The 24,162-nt window shown below is 69.9% G+C and carries 22 protein-coding genes; 15 read left to right on the top strand and 7 right to left on the bottom strand.

Annotated elements, in window-relative coordinates; genetic code table 11:
• Window positions 1-43: 43 nt before the first annotated feature.
• Both VFZ09_RS15595 and VFZ09_RS15590 read left to right on the top strand, forming a co-directional pair.
• Window positions 44-1,063 carry an OmpA family protein gene (locus VFZ09_RS15595; protein WP_329728368.1) on the top strand — a complete coding sequence of 340 codons (1,020 nt, stop codon included), beginning with the start codon at window positions 44-46 and terminating at the stop codon, window positions 1,061-1,063.
• Between the two features lie 37 nt (window positions 1,064-1,100).
• On the top strand, window positions 1,101-1,550 hold the full coding sequence (locus VFZ09_RS15590) for a hypothetical protein (RefSeq protein ID WP_329728367.1): 450 nt from the start codon (window positions 1,101-1,103) through the stop codon (window positions 1,548-1,550).
• 23 nt (window positions 1,551-1,573) lie between these two features.
• On the opposite strand, the gene VFZ09_RS15585 is transcribed toward VFZ09_RS15590, so the two are convergent.
• Genes VFZ09_RS15585 through VFZ09_RS15570 form a run of 4 tightly spaced genes read right to left on the bottom strand, consistent with a single transcriptional unit; the run spans window position 1,574 to window position 4,755 of the window.
• Complete coding sequence (locus tag VFZ09_RS15585) at window positions 1,574-2,206, bottom strand: MarC family protein (RefSeq protein WP_329728366.1); 633 nt, start codon at window positions 2,204-2,206, stop codon at window positions 1,574-1,576.
• 8 nt (window positions 2,207-2,214) lie between these two features.
• Window positions 2,215-2,919 (bottom strand): polyprenol monophosphomannose synthase, encoded by a 705-nt coding sequence (locus VFZ09_RS15580; RefSeq protein WP_329728365.1) that lies wholly within the window; start codon window positions 2,917-2,919, stop codon window positions 2,215-2,217.
• 39 nt (window positions 2,920-2,958) lie between these two features.
• Complete coding sequence (gene lpxB, locus VFZ09_RS15575; RefSeq protein WP_329728364.1) at window positions 2,959-4,113, bottom strand: lipid-A-disaccharide synthase; 1,155 nt, start codon at window positions 4,111-4,113, stop codon at window positions 2,959-2,961.
• A 33-nt stretch (window positions 4,114-4,146) separates the two neighbouring features.
• Entirely contained in the window at window positions 4,147-4,755 is a 609-nt protein-coding gene (locus tag VFZ09_RS15570; protein ID WP_329728363.1) for a DUF6992 family protein, read from the bottom strand.
• A gap of 118 nt (window positions 4,756-4,873) precedes the next feature.
• On the opposite strand from VFZ09_RS15570, the gene VFZ09_RS15565 reads away from it, so the two are divergent.
• Together VFZ09_RS15565 and VFZ09_RS15560 are read left to right on the top strand one after the other, a co-directional pair.
• On the top strand, window positions 4,874-5,398 hold the full coding sequence (locus VFZ09_RS15565) for a GNAT family N-acetyltransferase (protein ID WP_329728362.1): 525 nt from the start codon (window positions 4,874-4,876) through the stop codon (window positions 5,396-5,398).
• A 104-nt stretch (window positions 5,399-5,502) separates the two neighbouring features.
• Window positions 5,503-6,126, top strand: a complete 624-nt coding sequence (locus tag VFZ09_RS15560; RefSeq protein WP_329728361.1) for a TIGR02265 family protein — start codon at window positions 5,503-5,505, stop codon at window positions 6,124-6,126.
• A gap of 3 nt (window positions 6,127-6,129) precedes the next feature.
• On the opposite strand, the gene VFZ09_RS15555 is transcribed toward VFZ09_RS15560, so the two are convergent.
• Window positions 6,130-7,758 carry an aspartate:alanine exchanger family transporter gene (locus tag VFZ09_RS15555; RefSeq protein ID WP_329728360.1) on the bottom strand — a complete coding sequence of 543 codons (1,629 nt, stop codon included), beginning with the start codon at window positions 7,756-7,758 and terminating at the stop codon, window positions 6,130-6,132.
• A 336-nt stretch (window positions 7,759-8,094) separates the two neighbouring features.
• Between VFZ09_RS15555 and VFZ09_RS15550 the strand changes: the two genes are divergently transcribed.
• Genes VFZ09_RS15550 through VFZ09_RS15540 form a run of 3 tightly spaced genes read left to right on the top strand, consistent with a single transcriptional unit; the run spans window position 8,095 to window position 12,915 of the window.
• A complete protein-coding gene (locus VFZ09_RS15550; protein WP_329728359.1) occupies window positions 8,095-9,978 on the top strand; it encodes a DUF4388 domain-containing protein in 1,884 nt (627 codons plus the stop codon).
• Between the two features lie 7 nt (window positions 9,979-9,985).
• Entirely contained in the window at window positions 9,986-11,767 is a 1,782-nt protein-coding gene (locus VFZ09_RS15545; RefSeq protein ID WP_329728440.1) for an ABC transporter ATP-binding protein, read from the top strand.
• The gene (locus tag VFZ09_RS15540) at window positions 11,764-12,915 is read left to right on the top strand and encodes a CehA/McbA family metallohydrolase (RefSeq protein ID WP_329728358.1); all 1,152 of its coding nucleotides are present in this window, start codon (window positions 11,764-11,766) and stop codon (window positions 12,913-12,915) included. The genes VFZ09_RS15545 and VFZ09_RS15540 overlap by 4 nt, the downstream gene beginning before the upstream one ends.
• Before the next feature lie 191 nt (window positions 12,916-13,106).
• Here the strand turns inward: VFZ09_RS15540 and VFZ09_RS15535 are convergent, their stop codons facing one another.
• Window positions 13,107-15,314 (bottom strand): M4 family metallopeptidase, encoded by a 2,208-nt coding sequence (locus VFZ09_RS15535; protein WP_329728357.1) that lies wholly within the window; start codon window positions 15,312-15,314, stop codon window positions 13,107-13,109.
• A 216-nt stretch (window positions 15,315-15,530) separates the two neighbouring features.
• Between VFZ09_RS15535 and VFZ09_RS15530 the strand changes: the two genes are divergently transcribed.
• The 6 genes from VFZ09_RS15530 to VFZ09_RS51565 all read left to right on the top strand — a co-directional run bounded on the left by VFZ09_RS15530 (window position 15,531) and on the right by VFZ09_RS51565 (window position 20,822).
• Window positions 15,531-16,850: a 3-deoxy-D-manno-octulosonic acid transferase gene (locus VFZ09_RS15530; protein ID WP_329728356.1), complete on the top strand. Its 1,320-nt coding sequence runs from the start codon at window positions 15,531-15,533 to the stop codon at window positions 16,848-16,850.
• Window positions 16,851-16,923: 73 nt separating this feature from the next.
• A complete protein-coding gene (locus tag VFZ09_RS15525) occupies window positions 16,924-17,946 on the top strand; it encodes a glycosyltransferase (RefSeq protein ID WP_329728355.1) in 1,023 nt (340 codons plus the stop codon).
• Window positions 17,943-19,013, top strand: coding sequence for a tetraacyldisaccharide 4'-kinase (gene lpxK, locus VFZ09_RS15520; RefSeq protein ID WP_329728354.1), 1,071 nt, complete (start codon window positions 17,943-17,945; stop codon window positions 19,011-19,013). The genes VFZ09_RS15525 and lpxK overlap by 4 nt, the downstream gene beginning before the upstream one ends.
• Window positions 19,014-19,062: 49 nt before the next feature.
• Window positions 19,063-20,079, top strand: a complete 1,017-nt coding sequence (locus VFZ09_RS15515; RefSeq protein ID WP_329728353.1) for a bifunctional ADP-heptose synthase — start codon at window positions 19,063-19,065, stop codon at window positions 20,077-20,079.
• Window positions 20,076-20,567, top strand: coding sequence for an adenylyltransferase/cytidyltransferase family protein (locus tag VFZ09_RS15510; RefSeq protein WP_329728352.1), 492 nt, complete (start codon window positions 20,076-20,078; stop codon window positions 20,565-20,567). The genes VFZ09_RS15515 and VFZ09_RS15510 overlap by 4 nt, the downstream gene beginning before the upstream one ends.
• A gap of 30 nt (window positions 20,568-20,597) precedes the next feature.
• The gene (locus tag VFZ09_RS51565; RefSeq protein WP_414640707.1) at window positions 20,598-20,822 is read left to right on the top strand and encodes a Trm112 family protein; all 225 of its coding nucleotides are present in this window, start codon (window positions 20,598-20,600) and stop codon (window positions 20,820-20,822) included.
• Here VFZ09_RS51565 and VFZ09_RS15505 read toward each other — a convergent pair.
• Entirely contained in the window at window positions 20,811-21,911 is a 1,101-nt protein-coding gene (locus tag VFZ09_RS15505) for a glycosyltransferase family 9 protein (RefSeq protein WP_329728351.1), read from the bottom strand. The two genes, VFZ09_RS51565 and VFZ09_RS15505, sit on opposite strands and share 12 nt — an antisense overlap.
• A 76-nt stretch (window positions 21,912-21,987) precedes the next feature.
• Here VFZ09_RS15505 and VFZ09_RS15500 point away from each other — a divergent pair, with 76 nt between their 5' ends.
• Together VFZ09_RS15500 and gmk are read left to right on the top strand one after the other, a co-directional pair.
• Window positions 21,988-22,866: a YicC/YloC family endoribonuclease gene (locus tag VFZ09_RS15500; RefSeq protein ID WP_329728350.1), complete on the top strand. Its 879-nt coding sequence runs from the start codon at window positions 21,988-21,990 to the stop codon at window positions 22,864-22,866.
• Window positions 22,863-23,507, top strand: coding sequence for a guanylate kinase (gmk, locus tag VFZ09_RS15495; protein WP_329728349.1), 645 nt, complete (start codon window positions 22,863-22,865; stop codon window positions 23,505-23,507). Before VFZ09_RS15500 ends, gmk begins: the two co-directional genes overlap by 4 nt.
• Window positions 23,508-24,162: the final 655 nt, after the last annotated feature.

The raw sequence follows: 24,162 nt of genomic DNA, 5'->3' as shown, positions 1-24,162 counted from the left end.
GCACCGGCCAGGGTTGGCCTTGTCCCGGAGGTCGCCACCCCGCATGAACGCCCGTCTCCTGCTGTTGTGCCTCACCCTGACTCCCCTGTGCGCGCTCGCGGACGCGGTGCGCGTGTCGCTCCAGCCCCAGGCCGCGGTGGGCAAGGGGATGCCGGAGCTGCGGGTGCACATCGAGGAGCCCATCGCTGGCTTCGAGTTGAAGCTCGAGCGCGGTGACGGGCAGCAGGTGAGGGTGAAGGGCGGAGGCAAGCCGGGCGTGACGCGAGCCCTTCCGCTGGAGCAGCCCGAGGGCCGCTTCCACTACGAGGGAGAGCTCGTGGTGCGCTTCCCGGACGCCGAGGAGGCCTCGATTCCGTTGTCCTTCGACACTGAGCTGCTGGGGCCGCTGAAGCTGACGGTGGTGCCGGAGGACGTGGACGTACCGGGGCGCAAGCTGCGCTTCACGTTGTCGCGGCCCGCGGCGCGCGCGCAGGTGACGGTGCTGATGGACACCGGCAAGACGGCCTTCGATGGCGAGCTTCCCTTCGACGGCGCGCCCGCGGGCAGGCCGCTGGAGGTGACGTGGCCGGAGGCGGAGGGAAAGGTGCTGCGCATCTCGCTCAAGGCCTTCGACACCTCGGAGTTCTACACGTCCGTGGAGCTCTTCCCGTGGCGGGTGGACATCCCGCATGAGGAGATCAACTTCGCCTCGGGCAAGGCGGACGTGCCGGCGGCGGAGCGGCGGAAGCTGGACGCCAGCCACACGCTCATCGCCGACGCGGTGACACGCTACGGCCGCTTCGCGGAGCTGCGCCTCTACATCCTCGGGCACACGGACACGGTGGGGGACACGGACTCCAACCGGAAGCTGTCGCTCGAGCGGGCCCGGAGCATCGCCGCGTACCTGCGCAAGCGGGGCCTGAAGCTGCCCATCTTCTACGAGGGCTTCGGCGAGCAGTCCCCGCGCGTGCCCACGCAGGACGAGACGGACGAGGCCGCCAACCGGCGCGCCGAATACATCCTGGCCATCGAGCCTCCGGCCCTGGCCTCCACCCCCTTCCCGCCGCAGTGGCGGAAGCTGTGATGCACCCTCGAGATGCACCTCCAAGGAGAACCGACGGATGAAGCGACTCGTGCTGCCCGCTCTGCTCGCCCTCGCCGCCACCGGCTGCATGCGCTCCAAAGCCTCCCTCATCCGTCCGGACGAGGAGGCCGCCAAGTGCGAGCTGGTCCAGACGCTGATGCGCGAGCAGGCGCCCCAGGAGCTGCTGGCCGGACTGGCGGCGGACGGGCGCGACGGTCCCTCGCAGGTGCTCGTCTTCGTGCGCCGGCCCGAGGAGGCCATGCTGGAGCGGCTCTTCGCGGGCGACGAGCCCACGTGCGGCGGTCCCAACTACAAGGTGGTGCAGAACATCACCACGGACGCGGTGGTGCTCTACCTCCAGCCCCGCGTGGGCGGCTACATCTACGACGCGCAGCGCGCGGCCCCGGACGAGCTGTCGCTGGGCGGCGAGGCCAAGGGCGCGGTGATGAAGAGCGAAGGCGGCGCCTGGGTGTCCTCCAGCATCTGAGCCGTCCGGGCCTGCTCCCGTGCCTACCGGAGCAGGTCCTTCCCGCCGTCCGCAATGAACTGCACCGCGATGGCGGCGAGGATGAGGCCCATCACGCGCTCGAGGATGGCCACGCCGGACTGCTTGAGCACGCGCTGCACGAAGCCGGCGGCGCGCAGCACGAAGTAGCTCGTCACGAAGGTGAGCACGATGGCCACCAGCACGGGCACGGCGGACAGCAGGTTGTCGCCGCCCTTGGCCATCAGCACCATGGCGGTGGCGATGGCGCCCGGCCCCGCCAGCAGCGGCATCGCCAGCGGCACCAGCGCCACGTCCTCCTTGGACTCACCTTCCTCCCGCTCGGACGGGGTGGTGCGCGTCTCCGAGGGCCGCGCCCGCAGCATGTCCAGCGCGGTGATGAGCAGCAGGATGCCGCCGGCCACCCGGAAGGCGCCCAGCGAGATGCCGAACACCTTGAAGATGAGCCCGCCGAAGACGGCGAAGAACATCAGCAGCGAGCACGCCACGAGACAGGCGCGCCGCGCGGTGCGGCGGATCTTCTCCTCCGAGTCCCCCGACGTCATCGCCAGGAAGATGGGCACCACCCCGATCGGGTCCACCACGAAGAGGACCGCCGGGAGCGACACGAGGAACAGGGAGAGCTGCTCGGAAAGCATGCGCCCCTCTACACCGTGAGGCGCAGCTTCCACACCATCGTGAGGGCCTCGAGGAAGATCTTCCGGCTCATCTTGGACTGACCGACGCGGCGGTCCTCGAAGATGATGGGCGTCTCCCTCACCGTGAAGCCCTTCTTGAGGGTGCGGTAGGTGAGCTCGATCTGGAAGGCGTAGCCGGTGCTCTGCACCTGATCCAACTCGATGCCCTCGAGCACCCGGCGGTTGAAGCACTTGAAGCCGCCGGTCAGGTCCCTCACGTCCACGCCGAGGATGGTGCGCGCGTAGAGCGAGCCACCCCGGCTGATGATCTTCCGGCCGGTGCCCCAGTTGACGGTGCCGCCGCCGCTCACGTAGCGCGAGCCCAGCACCAGGTCCGCGCCCCCCTGCGCCATGTCCAGCATGGTGGGCAGATAGCGCGGGTCATGGCTGAAGTCCGCGTCCATCTCGATGATGTATTGGTAGCCCGCCTCGAGCGCGACGCGGAAGGCATGGAGGTAGGCGCGCCCCAGGCCCTGCTTCTTCTCGCGATGCAGGACGCGGATGCGCGGCTCCTTCGCCGCCAGCTCGTCCGCGAGCTTCCCCGTCCCATCCGGGGAGTTGTCGTCGACGACGAGGATGTCCACACGCGGATCGGCCGCGAGCACCGCGCGGGTGATGGGCTCGAGGTTGTCCCGCTCGTTGTAGGTGGGGATGCAGACCAGGGCTGGATTCATCGCGCGGCGGGACATAGCAGAGCGGCGCGGTGTCCGCCCCTAGACTTTTTGGGCCGGGGGGAGCAGCTCCATCACCGACTCGGCGGCGCGGGCGGCGGCCCCGTGCTGTCCGAGCCGCGTGCGCACCTCCTCCAGCCCCTGGAGCATCTCCTCGCGTGGTGTGCCTGGCACCCACAAGCGGCGGATTTCGCTGGCGATGCGCTCGGGAGTCATGTCGCCCTGGAGCAGCTCGGGCACCACCCGGCGGCCGGCGAGCAGGTTGACGAGCGCCACGTGCGCCACCTTCAGCATCATCCGGCCCACGAGGTAGGTGACGAGCGAGACGCGGTACACCACCACCATGGGCCGCTGCATGAGCCCGGCCTCCAGGGCCGCGGTGCCCGAGGCGACGATGGCCGCGTCGCTGGCGCCCACCACCTCGGGGGCCCGGCCCTCCACCAGCACCGGCTGCACGCCACTGCCCTGGAAGCGGGAGAGGATCTCCTCGCGCGGAATGGTGGGGGCCACCGGCACGACGACCTGGAGTCCGGGACGCTCGGCCACGAGTTGCTTCGCCGCGCCCACCATGCTGGGGAGGATGCGGCGGATCTCGCTCATGCGGCTGCCCGGCAGCAGGGCGAGGGTGGGCGTCTCCACGGGCAGGCCGAGCTTCTGGCGGAAGGAGGAGGCACTGGCGGGGGAGGGCACCTGCTCGACCACGGGGCTGCCCACGTAGCGAGCGGAGACACCGGCCTCCCGGTAGAAGTCCTCCTCGAAGGGGAGGATGCAGAGCATCCGGTCCACGAGCTTGGCGATCGTCTTCACCCGGCCGCGGCGCCAGGCCCAGATCATCGGCGAGACGTAGTAGGCCACGGGGATGCCGAGCTTCTTGAGGCGGGCGGCGAGCCGGAGGTTGAAGTCGGGGATGTCCACGAGGATGGCGCAGACGGGGCGGCGCTCGGCGGCGGCCTGGGCCAGCCCGCCCATGACCTGGAGGATGCGGGGAATCTTGGGCAGCACCTCGGTGATGCCCATGACGTTGACCTCGTGGGCACCGTAGAGCAGCTCCACGCCCTGGGCGGCCAGACGCGAGCCTCCCATGCCGAAGAAGGTGAGGTCCGGACGGCGGGCCTTGAGGGCGGCGACGAGCTCGGAGGCGTGGGCGTCACCGGACGCCTCGCCGGCCACGACGAGAATCTGGGGGGCGGTGGACATGAGAAGCGGCGCGCATCCTAGCCGAAGCGCCGCTCAAGGCCACGTCAGCAGGAGTCCCACGCCGCTCGGGGCGGGCACCAGCCGCGCCGTGAGCTGCGAGTTCAGGTGCCAGTTGAGCCCCCACAGCACCGCGTCGAAGAGGAGCAGGAAGCCGCCCTGCAGCAGCAGGCTCCTGCCCCATCCGCGCAACTGCGCCGAGTCCGTGCGCAGCCCGCGCTCCAGCAGGAAGCCCCCGAAGGCCACGTAGCCCACGTCCAGGCCCGCGTTGAGCAGCAGCAGCTTCTCCATCTTCTGCCCCTCGGCGAGGCTGCGCGCCAGGTCCCACGTCTCCGGCCTGGCGGTGAGCTGCCCGTACAGGCCGAAGCCCCCGATGGCCAGGTTCACCACGTTCCAGGCCGCGTTGGCCTGCCAGAAGGCCTTCCGCTCGCCCTCGGTGGTGAAGTGTCCCGCCGTCCCAGCCCCCATGTTCAGTACTGCCCAACCCAGCAGCACGCCCATGGCCGTCTGGTTCAGCTTCACCGCCTCCGTGTCGTGCGTGGCCAGGAAGGCCTCGGGGGTGGCCTCCGCCGCCTGGGCCGCGAAGGACGTACAGAGGAGCAACAGGAGGGTCAGGCTCGTGCGCGAGGCGGAAGGGGAGGGCATGGGCGGCTCCGGAGTCGGGGGCCCCGCTCGGATGCTCCAGTCACCCAGACGTCGCGCGGGGTCGCGCGGGGTCGCGCCGGAGTAGACGGCACACCCCCGGACGCATCAGGCTCCCGGTATGGCTCCTCCCACCGAACCGATCATCCGGACGCTGCTCCCCGCGGAGGCGGCGCCCTTCTGGTCCCTCCGGCTCCGGGCGCTGCGGGAGCACCCCGGCTGCTTCGCCTCCTCCCCCGAGGAAGAGGAGAACGTCCCCCTCGACGTGGTGCGGGCCCGGCTCGACAGCCAGTCTCCCTCGACGAACCTCGTGCTCGGCGCCTTCGTGGACGACAAGCTGGTGGGCATGACGGGGCTGCGGCGCGACTCCTTCCGCAAGGCGTCCCACAAGGCCCGTATCTGGGGCATGTACGTCGCGCCCGAGTACCAGTCCCGAGGCATCGGCAGGCGCCTGCTCGAGGCGGCGATCGACGCCGGCAGGAAGATGGGGGGCGTCGAGCAGCTCCACCTCGAGGTGATGGTGGACAACGCTCCGGCGCGCGCCCTCTACCGCGCCCTGGGTTTCCAGTCCTACGGTGTGGAGAAGCGCGCGTTGCGCATCGGTGACACGTACGTCGACGAGGAGCTGATGTTCCTCATGCTCTGAGCGGGAATCCCTGTCGCATCCCTGAAGATTTGCTTATCGGTGCTTCATGACTTCGTGACGGGTGCATGGAAACCTCGGCCGGCTGCTCACATGGGGGACGACACATGAACCAGGAGGTCCAGGTGGACGTACCGCGTTTCTCCCGGGAGCACTGGGAGCGTGACTTCGCACGGCGGATCTCCCTGGCGACTCCGGCCGACACCGCGCGCGGCGTGTTCTGCATCGGCCTGTTGAAGGCGATGGAGGACCTGGGGGGCGCGGAGGCGGCGCGGCGCTGTCTGCAGGCCAGTGGCGAGACGACCTTCGTGGAGCTCTTCAACTACCCCATCGCCACCTATCTCCGGATGGTCGCCACCGCGGTGCACTTGCTGGCGGCGAAGTACGGGGACATCGAGGAGTCGCTGCGGCGCATCGGCCGGAGGGCGGCGGCGGACTTCCGGGAGTCCTCGGCGGGCAGGGCCGTGGGGGTGATGCACGGGAGCGATGCACGGCGCCTGCTGGACTGCCTCCCCGTGGTGTACCGGATCGCGTTGAGCTTCGGCATGTACGAGCTGTCGTGGGTGGCTCCGGCGCACGCCCGCTTCGCGGTGAGGCACACCTTCATCCCCTATCCGTTCCACGAGGGCGTGCTGCTGGAACTGCTCGAGAAGACGAAGGTGCTCCGGCCGAAGGTGCTGGGCCGCCAGACGTCCGCGCTCGACAGCGAGTACGACATCCGCTGGGGATGAGGCTCACAGCAGCATGGCCAGCAGCACCTGGGCGAGGATGATCTTCGACACCGTGGCCAGCGGGTAGACGGTGGTATAGCCCACGTTGGGCAGGTCGTTCTTCGTCTGCTCCAGCGCGAAGCCGAGCACCGCGGGCTGGGTCTGCAGGCCGCCGAGCAGGCCCGTGAGCACGCTCATGGGGATGCCGAGCACCTTGTGGCCGAGCACGAGCGTGGCCAGCGAGACGGTGAAGGTGATGAGGCCACCGGCGACGAGCAGCGAGAGCCCTCCGCCCTGGGTCAGCGTGGAGAAGAAGGCATGGCCGGAGCGGGTGCCCACCCCGGCGAGGAACATCACCAGGCCCACCTGCCGCAGGGTGAGGTTGGCGCTGTAGGGCAGGCCCCAGACGAAGCGGCCCGTGCGTCCCAGCCAGCCGAGCACCAGCGCCACCACCAGCGGACCACCGGCGAAGCCCAGCTTCAGGTCCACGCCGCCGGGCAGGGGAATGGGCACCGCGCCCAGCAGCAGCCCCAGGGCGAGCCCCAGGCTGAAGCTGAGGATGTCGATCTCACTGATGGCCCGGTACGAGTCGCCGAGGAAATGGCTGACCTCGTCGAGCTTGTCCCGCCGGGTGAGCACGCGGAGCCGATCGCCCGGCTCGAGCACGGAGTCCTCCTGGGCGAGCATGTCCACGTCGCCGCGCCGCAGCCGGGTGGCCACCGCGCCGAAGCGCCCCGGGAGATCCAGCTCGGCCAGCCGCCGTCCGACCACCTCCGGGTTGGAGACGAAGATGCGCCGGTAGTCGAGCACGCTCCGGTCATGCGCCAGCGGCTCCTGGCTCACCTCGCCGAGCCCCGCGGTGACCTCGTCCAGCTCCTGCGCGGGGCCCACCACCGTGACCAGGTCCCCCGGCTGCAACCGGGTGGAGAGGTCGGCGATGTGCAACTGGCCGCCGCGCTGGTGCCGGCCGAAGACCACGTCCCAACCCAGGCGCTGCATGAGCACGCCCACGGGCTCCTCGGTCGCGCGGAGGACCTTCACCACCCGCGTCTCGAGCGGCTGGTTTGCGGCGCCGGGCTCGCGGGTGCGCTCGGCCTCGGCCCGGTAGTCCACCTTCCACAGCCGCTGCGTGAAGCCGATGGCCAGCAGCACGCCGATGACGCCCAGGGGATAGGAGATGGAGTAGCCCACCACCGGATCCGCCAGGGCCTGCGTGTCGTGGGGCGCGCGCAGCTTGAGGAACTCGAGCTCGGCGGCGAGCGCGGGCGTGTTCGTCAGCGAGCCCGCGAACAGGCCTCCGGCGAGCGTGGGCCGCAACCCCAGCAGGCGCTGCGCGGCCAGCGTGAGCCCGAGCCCCAGGGCCAGCATGCCCAGCACGAGCAGGTTGGACTTCATCCCGCGCGGCCCGAAGGAGCGGAAGAAGGACGGGCCGCTGCTCAGGCCGATGGTGTAGACGAAGAGCACCAGGCCGAGCAGGTAGATGATCTCCGGCAGCTTGAGGTCGGGGTGCAGCGCGCCGATGCCGATGCCGACGAACAGCACCGCGGCGACGCCGAGCGAGCTGCCCGCCACGCGGATGCGCCCCAGCGGGTAGCCGATGCCGACGACGACGAACAGCAGCAGGAGCGGGTTGTGGAGGAGGAGCTCGATCATGGGTCCCTGGAAGCGTCCTTACACTCCTCCCGCACGGCTGTCCCGTCCGTGTTCAACGGCAGCTCCATGCAGACGCGGCTCGCGGCGGGGAATCCCGCCCGGGTCTCCTGCTGGCTCGACGGGGGGGAACGCCCCCGCACCACTTTCAAGGATCCCGTACTCCTGCACATGGACGGTTCGCGAGGTGCTCTCCCTGAACTCTTTCACTCCGGGAGCGTCCGGCTTCTCCCTGGGCAACCGGGTAAGCGGTTTCCGGACGAGGAAGCAGGGAGGCGCGAGCGAGGGAGCAAGGTTCCCCCTGATGCGAGCGGGCCGAATGTGTACACTCGGCGGCCCTTGAAGACGCTTCTTCTGGCCGAGAGCCATCCGCCCACTCTGGAGCACCTGACCGGGTTGTTGTCTCAAGCCGGGTACACCGTGCGAGCGGTGAGTGACCCCGGCTCGGCGATGGAGCACTTCGTCGCCGACAACCCGGACATGGTGGTGGTGTCCGTGGACCTGCCGCGGCTGGAGGGGTCGCACGTGGGCCACCTCATCCGCAACCACAGCCAGGGCGCGCGAGTGCCCATCGTGGCCATCGACAAGGGCCACCTGGGCCGGGCGCGCGGGGTGGCCTCGGTGCTGGACCTGAAGGTGAACGCCTACGTGGCGGACCCTCTCAAGCCGGGCGAGCTGGTGGGCAAGCTCCACTCGCTGGCCACCGTGGCCGCGAATTCCGCGGCGCCCCTCAAGGGCGTGCGGGCGCTGCTCTCGCGTCCGGCGGTGGTCAGCGGCGATCTCAAGGGCTTCCCGCTGCCCGCACTGCTGGTGTCGCTGCACCGGATGCAGCGCGATGGCGTGCTGGTGGTGGCGTACCGGGATCTGACGCGGCGGGTGTTCTTCGCCCGGGGCGGCGCGGTGAACTACGACTCCAGCGCTCGGCAGGACGCCCTGCCCAGCTACCTGCTGCAGCGCCAGGTGGTGACGGAGGCGCAGGCGGAGCGGGTGGTGCAGGCGCTGGGCTCGGGCCTGCGCATTGGCGCGGCGCTGGCGGAGTCGGGGGTGGAGGCGGCGGGAGAGGACCTGCTGCAGCTGCTGCGCGACTACACGACGGACCGGTTGGCCCAGGTCATCGGCATGCGCGAGGGCCGCTACGCCTTCTACCCGGGTGACGAGTACCAGGCCGAGGTGGCCACGGTGGAGACGCCGGCCCTGGCGCCGATCCTCGATGGGGCGCGGCGTGCCATTCCGCTCAAGGTGATGGCGGCTCCGCTGCGCGCGCACCAGTCGGAGTACCCGGTGCGCACGCCCGAGTTCGGCAAGGACCTGGCCGAGCTGGGGCTGAACACGGACGATCTGAAGATCGCCATGCAGGTGAACGGGCGCATCCCGTTGCGGGATCTGCTGGCGCACGGGCGGGGAGATCTGCGGCGCGGGTACTCGCTGCTGTGGTTCCTCAAGGTGGCGGGCTGTGTGAGCTTCTCGCCCACGCCGGTGGCGACGGGCCCGGGCGAGGTGGTGGCGGTGCCGGAGTCCATCGCCCCGCGCAAGCGCAAGCCGCTGCCGCCGGAGACGGAGACGAGCTTGCGGGACGGCGCGGTGAAGATCATCACCGGCAGCTACTTCCGCTGCCTGGGGCTGGACATCGCCGCGGACACCGAGGCGGTGGAGCGCGCCTACCACGAGCTCGCCACGCACTTCCATCCGGACAGCTACGCCGAGTTCGACACCTCGGAGATGAAGGACCTGCTGGAGTCGGTGCAGGAGAAGCTGTCGGCGGCGTACCGGGTGCTGTCGGTGGAGGAGAAGCGCAAGGCGTACCTGCAGTACCTGATGTCGCGCATGGACGTGGGCCGCTCCACCACGGTGAACGTGGACGCGGAGATCATCCTGCGGCGAGGGGAGGCGGCGCTGAAGCGCAAGCAGTACCGCTCGGCGCTCATCCACTTCGAGGAGGCGGTGACGCTCAACCCGCAGGAGCCCGAGTACTACTCGTACCTGGCGTGGGCCACGTTCCTGGCCGGCACGGGGCCGAAGGAGGACCGGGCGAAGGCGGCGCAGAAGGTGCTGCGCAAGGCGCTCTCGCTCAACCCGTACCTGGAGCGGGCGCTCATCATCTCGGCCATCATCGACAGCGAGATGGAGGACGCGTCCGGGGCGCGCAAGAAGCTGTTGAAGGTGCTCGAGCTCAATCCCAACGCGCACCTCGCCAAGGCCGCGCTGCGCAAGGTGGGCCGGTGATTCCGTGATGTGGACGTCGTTGAGGCGGTTGCTGGGGTACGCCCGGCCGCACGTGGGGGTGCTGGGGGCGGCCTTCGCGTGCATGGCGCTGCTGGGGCTGGCCACGGGTGCGTACGCGTACCTGATGGGCCCGGCGCTGCGCTTCCTGCTGTCGGGAGGCGCGGAGGGCTTTGGAGGCGCGCAGCCGGTGCCATGGCTGTCCAGCCTCCCGCGCGAGGCCGTGCTCTGGGGCTTCCCGGTGGTGGTGCTGACGGTGGGCGTGGTGAAGGGCGTGGGGTACCTCGGGCAGTTCTATTTCATGGGGCTCTTCGCCCAGAAGGTGGTGGCGGACCTGCGGCGGGAGTTGTTCGTCCGGCTCACCTCGCTGTCGCCCGCGCAGCTGGCGCGCGAGCGGATGGGAGATCTGCTCAGCCGCTTCTCCGCGGACGTGCAGGCGGTGGAGATGGCGGCCATGTACACCGTGGGCTCGTACCTGCGGGACTCGCTGCAGATTGTCGTGCTGGCGGGCGTGGCGCTGTCCATCAGTCCGCTGCTGGGTGGGTTGATGCTGGGCGTGCTGCCGCTGGCGGCGCTGCCGGCCTCGAAGCTGACGCGCAAGGCGCTGAAGGGCACGCGCGAGGGCCAGGTGCAGCTGGGCCACCTCGCGGGGCAGTTGCAGGAGGGCCTGGGAGGCATGCGCACCATCCAGGCCTTCAACGGGCAGGCGGCGGAGCTGGCGCGCTTCTCGGAGCATGCGCGGGCGCACGAGGAGGCGCTGGTGCGGGCCGCGTGGGCGCGAGGCGGAGTGCCGGGAATCATGGAGGTGCTGGCGGCCGCGGCGTTGGCGGGAGCGCTGGCGTACGCGGCGGCCACGCACGCGATGGAGCCCGAGTCGCTGCTCTCGTTCCTCACCGCGGTGGTGCTGGTGTACCAGCCGGTGAAGGACCTGGGCCGGGTGACGCAGTTCGCGATGCAGGCGGGCGCGGCGGGTGAGCGGCTCTTCTCGCTGTTGGACTTGCGCCACCCGGTGGAGGACGTGCCAGGGGCGGTGGAGGCTCCCGCGCCGAAGAAGGGCATCCGGGTGGAGGGCGTGCGCTTCGCCTACGGGGAGCGGCGGGCGCTGGACGGGCTGACGCTGGAGCTGCCGGTGGGCAAGGTGGTGGCGCTGGTGGGGCCGAGCGGCGGAGGGAAGAGCACGCTCACCAGCCTGCTGCTGCGCTTCGAGCGTCCCCAGGAGGGCCACCTGTATTTCGACGGGGTGGACGTGGACGGCTACACGGCGGCGAGCGTGCGGGCGAAGTTCGCACTGGTGACGCAGGAGCCGATGCTCTTCTCGGGCAGCGTGCTGGACAACCTGCGGTACGCGAGGCCGGACGCCACGCGCGAGGAGGTGGAGGCGGCGGCGCGGGTGGCGAACGCGGACGGCTTCATCCGGGCGCTGCCCGAGGGTTACGAGACGCGGGTGGGTGAGCGCGGGGTGAAGCTGAGCGGAGGTCAGAGGCAGCGGCTGTGCATCGCGCGGGCGGTACTGTCGAGGGCGCCGGTGCTGGTGCTGGACGAGGCGACGAGCAGCCTGGATCCGGAGAGCGAGCGCGAGGTGCAGGCGGCGCTGGCGGCGGTGCTGCCGGGGCGTACGGCGCTGGTGATCGCCCATCGCCTGTCGACGGTGGCGGAAGCGGACATGATCTGCGTGGTGGAGGCGGGGCGGGTGGTGGAGCGGGGCAGCCACGCGGAATTGCTGAAGGCGGGAGGCCGCTACGCGGCGCTGTGGGCGCTGCAGACGGCGGCACCGGAGCGGGGAGCGGCGTGAAGCCTGCGGTGGTGGTGGGCAAGCTGCTCCGGGCGCTGCTGGGGCTGGTGCTGTTGCTGCTGGGAGTGGCGGGGTTCTTCACCCTGGCGGCCTCGTACGTGGACTACCCGGTGGTGGCGTCCGGGACGGACGGGCCGGGGTGGGTGCGAGGCGCCTTCCACGTGCACACGGTGCGCTCGGATGGGCGGGGCACGGTGGAGGAGGTGGCCGCTGCGGCGAAGGCGGCGGGCCTGCACTTCGTGGTGCTCACGGACCACAACGACGTCGCGCCGCGGGAGCCCGCTTTCGTGGACGGGGTGTTGATGGTGCCGGGCGTGGAGCTGTCCACGGCGCATGGGCACCTCGTGGCGTTGGGCCTGGGGCGCCCGCTGGAGGGCTTCCAGAAGGGGATGGACGGAGGGGAAGCCGAGGCGGCGGTGGAGAAGGCGGGCGGAGTGAGCGTGCTCGCGCATCCGGTGCAGCAGCGCAATCCGTGGCGTCACGAGGAGGCGGCGCGGCGGGCGGATGGCTTCGAGCTCTACTCGGCGGACACGTTCTTCCGGGACGCGATGCGCCACCCGTTCAGCCGGTTGCTGCCGGCGGTGGGGGCGTCCTTCGGCAATCCGGTGCATGGGGTGATGCTCCTGGCCGAGCCGGGCCCGGAGCCGATGGAGAAGCTGCTGGCGCTCGAGCGGGAGAAGCCGCGGGTGGCGCTGTGCTCGCACGACGCGCACGGGTTGCCGAGGTACGAGGACGTCTTCCGGGCGTTGGCGATGTACCTGCCGGACGTGCGGAAGCTGCCCGAGGACGCGCGGGCCGCGGCGGACCAGGTGGTGAAGGGACTCTCGGGGGGCGGAGCACTCTGCGCCTTCCGGGCACTCGGAGAGCCCGAGGGCTTCGCGCTGGAGGGCCTGAAGGCGGAGAGCCGGGAGGCCCACGTGGGGGACGTCTTGACGGTGCGCCTGCCACCGGGAGCCGGGGAGCGGGTGCGAGTCGAGGTCCGAGGGGCGGGGCGATTGAGACCGGACGGAAGGTCGGTGGAGCTAGTGGAGGAAGGGGCGGTGCAGGTGGACGCGTGGGTGGAAGCACCGGGGCGCTTCTTCGGAAGACAGTGGCGCCCCTGGATCTCCCCGAGCCCGGTGAAGGTCCTGCCAGCAGCCCGGGAGTGACACCGAGGAGTGACACCGAGGAGTGACACCGAGGAGTGACACAGTCCCCAACTTCCCCTCTCCCCCGGGAGAGGGACGGGGTGAGGGTGCCCGTCTCCGTTCTCCTCACTGTCCTCCCCACCGTGCCCCGCGAAGTGAAACGGCCGCCCCCGTGAGAACGGGAGCGGCCGTCGTGTCACCGTGCGATCAACTCAGTTGAAGTCGGCGCGCAGCGAGAGGTTCTGGTAGCCGCCCTTCGCTCCGAAGAGCTTGATGTAGTAGGTGCCGGGGCGGTAGTTGTTCAGGTTGCAGTTCTCGGTGTTGTGCTCCTTCACGTCGCGGCAGTCGTACTCGAAGAGGCTGGGCGCCGAGCCGTGCTGCACGTAGAGGTCGGCGTTGCCGGTGCCGCCGAAGATGCGGACGTGGATGTTGCGCAGGCCGCCGTCAGCGCGAGCGGGGATGACGACCTTGTACACCTGGTCGGAGCCAGCGACGCCGGAGAGGCCGTCGAGCTGCACGCCGGGCTCCACGGGGATGTAGCCACCCTTCCAGGTGACCGTCAGCGTCACGCCGGTGTAGGCGCTGAAGCCGTTGAGCATGACGTACCAGGTGCCCTGGGCCGGAGCGGCGAAGGCGCAGCTCTCGGCGTTGCCGGACTTGTAGGGACGGCAGTCGTACTGGGTGGTGGTGGGCGCGTTGTTGTAGCGCACGTACAGGTCCGCGTCGCCCGTGCCACCGGCGATGCTGACGTTCAGGTCGTACGCACCCTCGGGCACCTGGAAGCTGTAGTACGCCTTGGAGCCGCGGGCGCCGGAGATGTTGGAGACCGGGGTGTTCTTCTCGATCGGGGTGTTGACCGGAGGAGGCACGGGCACGCCCACGCCCACGGCCTTCCAGGCGTTGGACACGGACGTGACGGTGGCCGCGTCGTAGCCCAGCTGCTGGGCGGCCTGCTCGGTGGCGACCTTGGCCTGCTCGAACGTGGTGCTCGGCGTCATCAGGTCGGCGTTGGCCTTGTAGAAGATGCGCGAGGCCTTCTCGATGCCGATGCCGGCCACCGCCTGGGTCGTCTTGCCCTTCGGGTGGGTACCGCCCTGGCTCAGCATGTAGAAGGCCAGGTTGGAGATACCGGAGCTGTAGTGCACGTCCACGCCCGAGGCGTAGTCCGGGTAGTAGTCGAGCGACACGCCGTCCTGGGTGGGGTTGGCCATGTAGCGCAGGGCGTCACCCGGGGTGGCCGGCGTCCACACGTCGTCGCCGATGAGCCAGGTGCGCGCGCTGACGACCTTGCCGTCGCCGTACCACTCGCACACGGCGCCGAAGATGTCGGACATGGACTCGTTGAGGCCGCCGGACTCACCCGAGTAGATGAGGTCCGACTCGTTGTCCGTCACGGCGTGGGTCAGCTCGTGGGCGGTCACGTCCAGCGAGTTGGCCAGGTTGGAGGCGGTGACGTTGTCGCCGTCGCCGTACACCATCTGGGTGCCGTTCCAGAAGGCGTTCACGTACTTGACGCGGTGGTGCACGGTGCTGAGGAGCGCGGCGCCCGCGTTGTTGATGGAGTCACGGCCGTACAGGCTCTGGTAGCAGTTGTAGACGGTGCCCAGGTGGTCGTAGTTGGTGTTGACGACCGCGTCGGCCACGGGCGCCTCACCCTCGGAGCGCGCCAGGGTGCCGGGCAGGGTGGACAGCGTCTTGCCGTCGTACAGCTTGCGGTTGAGGGCGGTGTGCACGTGCGGGATGCGCAGCAGCACGGAGCCGTCCACCGCGTTCACCAGCACCGAGTCGTCCACCGGGGTGCCATCGGCCTGCTCACCGGTCTGGCGGACCTCGTAGACCAGCTCGAGCTTGTCGCCATTGCGGAAGTAGAAGAGCTCGGGCGAGCCGGCGATGCGGGAGGCCTGGGGCGCCTCGCGGTCCTGCTCGGCGGCGGCGAGGGCGGCCTCGGGGGCGACGGTGGCCTTGGCCGGGCCCACCAGGTCACCGCGCACGTTGGTGTTGGCCGCGATGATCTTCCCACCGCGCGCGTGCAGGAGCAGCTCGCCGCCGTAGACGGCGCGGCCGTTGTGGCTCACCGCGTAGCGGTAGTGGGTGTCACCCTGCGGATCCGTGTAGGCGCGCTTGAGGGTCAGGTTGCCCGCGTCCAGCTTGAACTGGGGCGCGATGCTGGCGAGCACGGGGCTCAGGTCCGCGGTGAGGGCCGCCTCGGGGGAGGCCACCTCGGGCAGGCTGCCCAGGTCACCGGTGATGAAACGGGCCACGCCGTCCTTGTCCGCGTCCACGACATTGTTGCCGAGCGCGGACGCCAACGTCCGGACCGCCCCGGGCTTGTTGTTCTCAGCGGTGCTGCCCTCGGTGCAGGCGCCCATCATCAACGACAGGGCCGCTACTCCCATCACTCCACGGATGCGATTCGCCACTGTGCTGCCTCCTGATCCTTGTGCCTCAAGGATGGAATCACTGTGCCTGATGGGTCCGACACTTTCAAGGATTGCTGGTAAATTCCGTTTATCCTGTTTTAATACATTTCGAGAATGGTTGAGCTTTCAAGGTTTTCAAGGAGATTGGACGCAGGGGGGATGTGTGCTGTGGGGAGGGGCGGCATCTGGTAGAGGGGCGAGGCCCCCCCCGGTGCCATGCGACTGCTCTACGTCCTCGCCAGTTATGTGCTGTTCGCCGTGCTGTTCCCGGTGTTGTCGCTGCACCGCAAGACGCGGCACGGGCTGCGGCAGCGGTTGGGCTTCTACGCGGAGGGAGAGCTGCCGGCGCGAGGGCCGGGGCCGACCATCTGGATGCACGGGGCGAGCGCGGGGGATCTGCTAGCGCTCTCGCCGATGTTCGGACCGTTGAGGGCGCGCTTTCCGGGGTGCCGCATCGTGCTCTCCACGATGACGAACTCGGGCTACATGATGGGGCGCGAGCGTCTGGCGAAGCAGGTGGACGGGGTGGTGTACGCGCCGTACGACCTGTGGGGCGCGACGCGGCGGGCGGTGAAGGCGATTGGCCCGGAGCTGCTGGTGCTCGAGTACACGGAGATCTGGCCGAACCTCATCCGGGCGGCGAGCCGTGCGGGAGGGCGGGTGGTGCTGACGAACGGGCGGTTCTCCCCGGCGCAGCAGGGGAAGTACCGGCTGTTCTTCGGGCTGATCGGCAACCCGCTGAAGGACATGGAGCTGTTCCTGATGAGGGGGGAGGACGAGGCGGAGCGGGTGTTGGGGCTGGGGGCGCCGGGCGAGCGGGTGTTCGTGACGGGGAACACGAAGTTCGACGCGTTGGCGGTGGCGGATCAGGGGCAGGAGGACGAGGCGCTGCGGAGCGCGTTGGGGCTGAAGGTGGGGGAGCGGGTGTGGATCGCGGGCAGCACGCACGAGGGGGAGGAGGAGCACCTGCTGGAGGTGTACCGGCGGTTGTTGGAGGGGCACCCGGACCTGAGGCTGGTGATCGCGCCGAGGTACATCGACAGGGCGGGGCGGATCGTGGGGTTGGTGAAGGAGGCGGGGTTGAGCGTGGGGTTGCGCTCGAAGGGGAACGAGGAGGGAGGGCAGGTGGTGGTGCTGGACACGATCGGGGAGCTGTCGAGGGCGTACCGGCTGGCGACGCTGGTGTTCGTGGGGGGTTCGTTCACGACGAGGGGAGGGCAGAACATCCTGGAGCCTGCGGGGCAGGGGAAGCCGGTGTTGTTCGGGCCGCACATGGAGAACTTCCGGGACAGCGTGCAGGTGTTGGTGGGGAGGGGAGGAATCCAGGTGAAGGATGGGGAGCAGCTGTACCGGGTGATGACGGAGCTGTTGGCGAAGCCGGAGACGGTGGGTTCGTTGGGGGAGCTGGCGAGGGCGACGGTGAGACAGATTTCGGGAGCGAGCCAGCGCAACGTGGAGCACATGGCGAGCGCCCTGGAGAAGACGACTCCTACCGCGCCCAATCACCCCTCGCCCTCCGGGAGAGGGACGGGGTGAGGGTGCCCGTCACCGTGCTGGCCACTGGAGCCGTGAGCCCGTCCCCCCACCCGAGCCAGGAGCAACACCTGCGATGAGAATCCTGCACCTGCTCGCGAGTCCGTTCTGGAGTGGTCCCGCGGAGAACGTGGCGTTGCTGGCGTTGGCGCAGCGCGAGGCGGGGCACGAGGTGACGGTGGCGGTGGATCGCCGGCGGACGGAGGTGTCCTCGGAGGAACCGGGGGTGCCGAGATTCTCGGCGCTGGGGCTGTTGGACGAGGGAGGGCTGGAGCTCTCGGTGAAGTCTCCGCCGTGGAAGGTGTGGGGAGACGCGAGGAGGCTGAAGGGGATGCGCGTGGACGTGGTGCACGCGCACTTCACGCACGATCACCTGGTGGCGCGTTGGGGAAGGCCGAGGGGCGCGGTGTTGATCCGCTCGGTGCACGCGCCGAGGTCGCTGAGGGCCTCGTTGCCGGCGGCGGACGGGTACACGGTGCCGTCGTCGTCGCTCATCACGAAGCTGGTGGGGAAGCGGGTGCGAGTGCTACCGCCGCTGGTGGATCCACTGTTCCGCCCGGCGGAGGACCGCGAGGGACTCCGCAGGGAGCTGGGACTCACGGGGGAGCCGCTGGTGGGGATGGTGTCGACGTTCCAGGCCTCGAGGAGGCATGCGCTGGCGGTGGAGGCCTTCGCGAGGCTGCGCCAGAAGAATGCGGGAGCGCGGCTGGTGTTGGTGGGGGATGGAGGGCTGGTGGAGCCGGTGCGTGAGCAGGTGCGGACGTTGGGGCTGGAGAAGGAAGTGACGTTCGCGGGGTACCAGAAGGGCGAGGCGTTCGTGCGCTGGCTGAGGGCGCTGGACGAGGTCTGGGTGTTGGGGTTGGGGAACGACTGGAGCGCGAGGGCGGCGGCGCAGGCGAGGGCGTGTGGAGTCCGGGTGGTGGCGGTGGACGAGGGGAACCTGCCGGCGCTGGCGGACGCGCTGGTGGAGGAGCTGACGCCGGAGGCAGTGGCCGAGGCGTCGGAGTCTGGGGCGAGGGCGCTGGTGGATCACCCGAGCAACGCGAGGATCGCCGCGGACGTGCTGGCGCTGTACGAGCAGGCGAGGGCGGAGAAGTGAGCGAGGGCGCCCCACGACAACAGGCACCGACGACCATCGAGCGGGTCTTCTACCCGGAGAAGCCGGAGCCGTGGAGCCGGAGGGCGGCACTGGCGCCCCTGGAGGTGCTGGCATGGGGCTACGGGGCGGGGGTGAGGCTGAGGGGAGCGCTCTACGACGCGGGAGTGCTGAAGGGCGAGCGGGTGGAGGGGCTGCGGGTCGTGTCGGTGGGCAACCTGAACGTGGGAGGGACGGGGAAGACGCCGGCGGTGCTGTACCTGGCGGAGCTGCTGGTGCGGGAGGGCAGGAGGGTGGGCATCCTGACGCGAGGGTACGGGCGGAGTTCGAAGGAGCCGCTGAGCTTCACGGGAGCGGGTCCGTTGCCCTCGGTGGAGGAGGCGGGGGACGAGCCGTTGCTGCTGGCGCGCCGGTGTCCGGAGGCGAGGGTGCTGGTGGGAGCGGATCGGCGGATGCTGGCGCGGCGGGCGAGGGACGAGTTCGGGTTGGAGGTGGTGCTGCTCGACGACGGCTTCCAGCACCGGAAGTTGGCGAGGGACGAGGACGTGGTGGTGGTGGACGAGGCGGTGGGCTTCGGGAACGGACGGATGCTGCCGCGAGGCCCGTTGCGTGAGCCACTCACGGGCCTGCGCCGGGCGACGCTCTTCTGGGTGAGAGCCGCGGCGGTGCCCGGGCCGGAGCTGCCACCGCTCCCAGCGCCATGCGTGAGGACGCGCTACCGGCCCACGGCCTGGGTGGATCCGGCGGGAGCGCTCCACCCGGTGGAAGCGTTGTCGGGACAGCCGGTGCTGGCGTTGGCGGGGCTTGCCCGGCCGGGGGGCTTCCTGAGGACGCTGGGCGAGTTGGGCGCGGACGTCCGGGGCACGGCCTTCTTTCCGGACCACCATCACTTCAGCGAGCGGGAGCTCCGCGAGGTGAGCAGCCGGGCGGCGGGCCTGGGCGCGCGGGTGGTGACGACGGAGAAGGATCGGGCGCGGCTGCCTGGGGGCTTCGAGACGTGGACGGTGTGGTTGGGAGTGGAGGTGCTCGAGGGGGAGTCGCACCTCCGGCGGGCGCTCGGGCTCGGGTAGGAGAAGGTCGGCTTGTGGACGGGGAGTGGCTGTGGGACAACGCGCCGCCATGGCTGCCGTGCTGCCCGCCCGAGTGACTGCTCCCCCCCTGGTCCAATACGCATTGGCCTTCGCGCGCCGGAGGGTGCTGCTGGTGGGGGACCTGGTCGCGGACCACTACATCTACGGACAGACGGACCGGGTGAGCCGCGAGGCGCCGGTGCTGATCGTGCGTCACGAGTCCTCGGAGGTGAAGCTGGGAGGCGGGGCGAACGTGGCGGCGAACGTGCGCTCGCTGTCGGGTCAGGTGACGGCGGTGGGGCTGTTGGGCGCGGACGAGATGGGGAGGGCGCTGCGGAAGCTGTTCGCCGAGGCGGGGATCGAGCTGAGCGCGGTGAGTGCGAAGGGCGTGGAGACGGAGACGAAGACGCGCATCCTGGCGGGAGGGGTGAACACGACGCGGCAGCAGATGTTGAGGCTGGATCGAGGGCAGCGGGGTCCGTTGCCGCCGAAGCTGAGACGCGCGTTGGTGAAGAGGGTGGAGGAGGCGGCGAAGGACGCGGACGCGGTGGTGGTGTCGGACTATGGAGCGGGGGTGGTGGGGGAGGAGATGAGGGAGGCGTTGCGCAAGCTGGCGGCGGAAGGGCTGCCGGTGTGCGTGGACAGCCGCTACAGCCTGTCGGCGTTCACCGGGGTGACGGTGTGCAAGCCCAACGAGCCGGAGCTGCACGCATTGGTGGGCAGGCCGTTGAGGACGGAAGCGGAGCTGGTGGAGGCGGGGCACGAAGTGGTGCGGAAGCTGAAGTGCCAGGCGCTGTTGGTGACGAGGGGCCGGCACGGGATGGCGCTCTTCGATGCGAAGGGCGGGCTGGACGTGATTCCGGTGCACGGGGCGAGGGAGGCGGTGGACGTGACGGGGGCCGGGGACACGGTGATCGCGGCCTTTTCGCTCGGGTTGGCGGCGGGAGGGAGCTTCGGAGACGCGGCGAGACTGGCGAACGTGGCGGGGGCGCTGGCGGTGCAGAAGCCGGGGACGGCGACGGTGGCGCGGGACGAGCTGTTGGGCGAGCTGAGGAGTGCACGGTGAGGACGTTGGACAAGGTGCAGCGGCTGGCGGCGGTGGTGGAGCAGCGCGAGCGCTGGAGGGCGGAGGGGAAGACGGTGGCATTGGCCAACGGGGTGTTCGATCTGCTCCACGTCGGGCACGTGCGCTACCTGGAGGGGGCGAAGGTGCTGGCGGACTGCCTGGTGGTGGCGGTGAATTCGGACGCCTCGACGAGGGCGTACAAGGGGCCGGGCCGGCCGCACATCCCCGAGGGGGAGAGGGCGGAGATGGTGGCGGCGCTGGCGTGTACGGATCGGGTGATCGTGTTCGACGAGCCGAACGTGAGGAACATCATCCGGGCGTTGAAGCCGGACGTGCACGTGAAGGGGACGGACTACACGCCGGACACGATTCCCGAGGGTGACGAGGTGAGGGCCTACGGAGGGCGGGTGGCGGTGGCGGGGGATCCGAAGAATCACAGCACGACCGAGCTCGCGCAGCGGCTGCAGGCGGAGCGAGGAACGAAGTAGGGGCGGATCGGAATGAATCTCCCCGACTGGATGCTCGCGACACTGGCGTGCCCGAGGTGCAAGGGCCCGCTCACGATTTCCCCTCTCCCCCCGGGAGAGGGACGGGGTGAGGGTATCCGTGCCCCGGGTTCCCATCCCGGGAGTGACACCGTGGCCGGGCTGTGCTGCGCCACCTGTTCCCGCGCGTACCCCATCCGAGACGGAGTCCCGGTGCTACTGCCCGAGGAGTCCCGCCCACTCAGCTCAGGAAGCTGAAGTCCGGACCGGGACTCCCGCGGCGAAGTCTCTCACCACCTCGAAGACACGAGCGGGCAGATCTCCCCCGGAGTCGACGACGGGGGTGAGGTCGACCATGCGGTGGGGAGGGAGGGGGTGACCCCAGCGGGCCATGTCCATGCGGAGGAAGAGCCCGAGGGTCGGGGCGCTGACGGCGACGGACAGGTGCATGGGGCCGGTGTTGTTGCAGACGGTGAGGCCGGCGGAGCGCATGAGGGCGGCGAGCTCGTCGATGTTGGTAGCAGGGGCGAGCTGGGAGCCGGGGGCGGAGTCGACGACGGAGCGGGCGAGCTCCTCCTCACCGGGGCCCCAGGTGACGATGGGCGTGCGCCCGGAGGCAATCAACGCCCGGGCCGCGGCGGCGAAGGCCTCGGGAGGAATGCGTCGCCAACCCAGTCTCCCCCCGGGGTTGACCACGGCGCGGGGCGAACCGGAGCCGGCGTCGAGCCAGGAGCGGAACGAGTCGCTGACGTTGGGAGGGCGGAAGGACATCGCCTCGCGGGGAGCGCCAGTCACGAGGGGCGAGAGCAGGTGCACGCGCTGAAGCACCTCGCGGGTGGTATCTCCCCGAGTGGGGACGGAGAGCGAGTGGAGATACCGGACGGGCCACTGGTGGGGGCCGATGACGAGGGCACGAGGTCCCACGAGGCGGGAGATGAGGGCGGAGGTGACGGAGGGGGTGGACCAGTTGGAGCAGTCGACGACGACGTCATAGTGCTCGCGCCGGAGGGCGCGGATGCCGGGGGCGAGTGCGCCGAGCCAGAGGAGCCGCCGGTCGAAGGGGATGATGCGGTCCGCCTCGGGGTGGCCGGCGAGGACGCGGGCGACCTTGGAGTGGACGAGGACATGGACCTCGGGAGGCTGGGGGGCCGCCTTGAGGGTCGAGAGGAGGGGGGTGGTGAGGAGGGCCTCTCCCACGCGGTTGTCGATCCGGACGAGGAGGACGCGCCGGGGGGAGGGGAGGGGGGTTCCGGGCTTCCGCCGCCGGCCGGGACGCCAGAGGAGGGCGGAAGCCACCAGAGCGAGTGCCAGCTTCGCCCACAACTCGAGCCGCTTGTGCCAGACCATCGGGGGGCGGACCATAGCAGAGAGGATTCGCGCAGGTGGCTTGACCTGTTGGCCGGAAGCGCCTAGCAAGCCGCCAATGCTGAAGAGCATGACTGGATTCGGAGCGGGGCACGCGCGGGTGCGCGACGAGGAGTTCTCCGTCGAGCTGCGCTCGCTCAACCACAAGTTCTGCGAGGTGAAGGCCCGGCTGCCGCGGGAGTTGGCGGCGCTGGAGGCTGCGCTGGTGAAGCAGGTGAAGGACCGGCTCGCGCGCGGCTCGGTGGAGGTCTTCATCAAGAGGCAGACGGCGACGGCGGCCGGGACGGTGCCGGTGGTGGACGTGGGGCTGGCGCGGGAGTACGCGCGGGCCTACCGCCAGGTGGCCGAGGCGCTCGGGATGATGGCGGAGATCTCCTGGACGCATGTGGCCAACCAGCCGGGGGTGATGCGGCTGGAGGAGCGGGGGATGGACGTGGAGGCGGCCACGCAGGCGGTGCAGGAGGCGCTGGCCCAGGCCCTGGGCTCGCTGGAGCAGATGCGCCAGGTGGAGGGCGAGGCCATCCGTACGGACCTGGAGGCGCGGCTCGGGCTCATCGAGCGTTGGAGCAAGGAAGTGGCCCAACTGGCGCCCAGGTCGGTGGAGGAGTACCGCCAGCGGCTGGCCGAGCGCGTGGCCGAGCTGGCGCGAGGCATCTCCGTGGACGAGCAGCGGCTCGCCCAGGAGGTGGCGGTGTTCGCCGAGCGGACGGACATCGCCGAGGAGATGACGCGGCTGGCGAGTCACCTCGAGCAGTTCCGTCAGCTCATGGCGGGAAGCGAGCCCTCCGGCCGCCGCATGGACTTCCTCGTGCAGGAGATGCACCGCGAGGTGAACACCACGGGCTCGAAGAGCCAGCACGCGGAGATCTCCTCGCGCGTGGTGTCGATGAAGGCAGAAGTCGAGCGTATCCGCGAACAGGTCCAGAACGTCGAATGAACGAGCCCACTCCCCTCCAGCCCGGTCTACTGCTCGTCCTCTCCGCGCCGTCGGGGACGGGGAAGACCACCCTGGCGCGCCGCCTGCTCGCCGAGCTGCCGGACGCCATCTTCTCGGTCAGCGTGACCACCCGGAAGCCTCGAGGAAGGGAGCAGGACGGGGTGGACTACCACTTCGTGGACGTCGCCGCCTTCCAGGAGCGGATCGAGCGGGGCGAGTTCGTCGAGTGGGCCGAGGTCTACGGGCACTTCTACGGCAGCTCCCAGGCGGTGGTGGACGAGGCGCGAGCCCGGAAGGGCGTGGCCATCTTCGACATCGACGTACAGGGCGGGCTGGCGATCAAGCGCAAGCATCCCGACACGGTGCTCGTCTTCGTCGTTCCTCCCGCGATGGATGAGCTCGAGCGGCGGCTGCGCGATCGGGGGACGGATGCGGAGGAGACCATCCGCCGCCGGATGCTGGCTGCTCGCTCGGAGATCGAGCGGGGAGTCGCCTCGTACGACTACATCATCGTGAATGATGACTTCGAGCGGGCCTATAGAGACCTGCACGCGGTGGTCATCGCCGAGCGCAGCCGGCGGGGGCGCGTGGATCTCTCGAAGCTGAAGTTGGAGAAGCCCGTTTCCCCCACACCGCCATGATTTGGAGCGAGCCTGGCCGCAAGGCGCTGTGACCGCTGGGACAGGCCGTCCGGGTCGGGCGTACGGGAAGGCGCAGGTGAAAGAGCTTGCGCCGCCTGATCAGTTGGTGGATAAGCCGCCTCACCCCACGGCGCGGTGTCACCCAGGTGACACAACAGCGAAGCGGGGTTGTTCTTTTGATCAGCAATAAGACCGAAGGTCAGCGTCGCCGTGCCAGCGGGTATCTGTGGCAGCCGGGCAGACCAGAGTGGACGGGTCGATGAAGTTGACATGTCCACAAGGCGGTCATAGATACGGGGAAGCTCGCCAGCGCCGCTGAAAAAAGCGGACGGCGAGCGGAATCAACCGTCGGAAACAAGCGGTTGACTCCATCCAGGGCGAGGCGATAGAAGCCGCGCCCCCTCGGACGGAAAGGCGAAGTCGCACTGGCGATGGAGACCCCGTCCGAAGCAGTGAAAGACGAAATACGAAGTCGGCGAGCGAAGTTGACTCCCAACGCGGCGGTGGTAGAAGCCGCCTCTCCTCGAAGCGGCGAAAGCCGCAGTGAGGTGGAAGAAAGAGTCGACGAAGCGAGTTGACACGAGATGCGGAAGCGAAGTAGATTCCGCGCCCCTCGCCAGGAAGAAGCGGCGAGGCGAAGCAGCGAAACGGAGCG

This window comes from Archangium sp. (genome assembly GCF_036277355.1).
GTDB lineage: Bacteria > Myxococcota > Myxococcia > Myxococcales > Myxococcaceae > Archangium.
The sequence above is the reverse complement of the archived record's forward strand: the minus strand, read 5'-3'. Positions and strand labels throughout refer to the sequence as shown.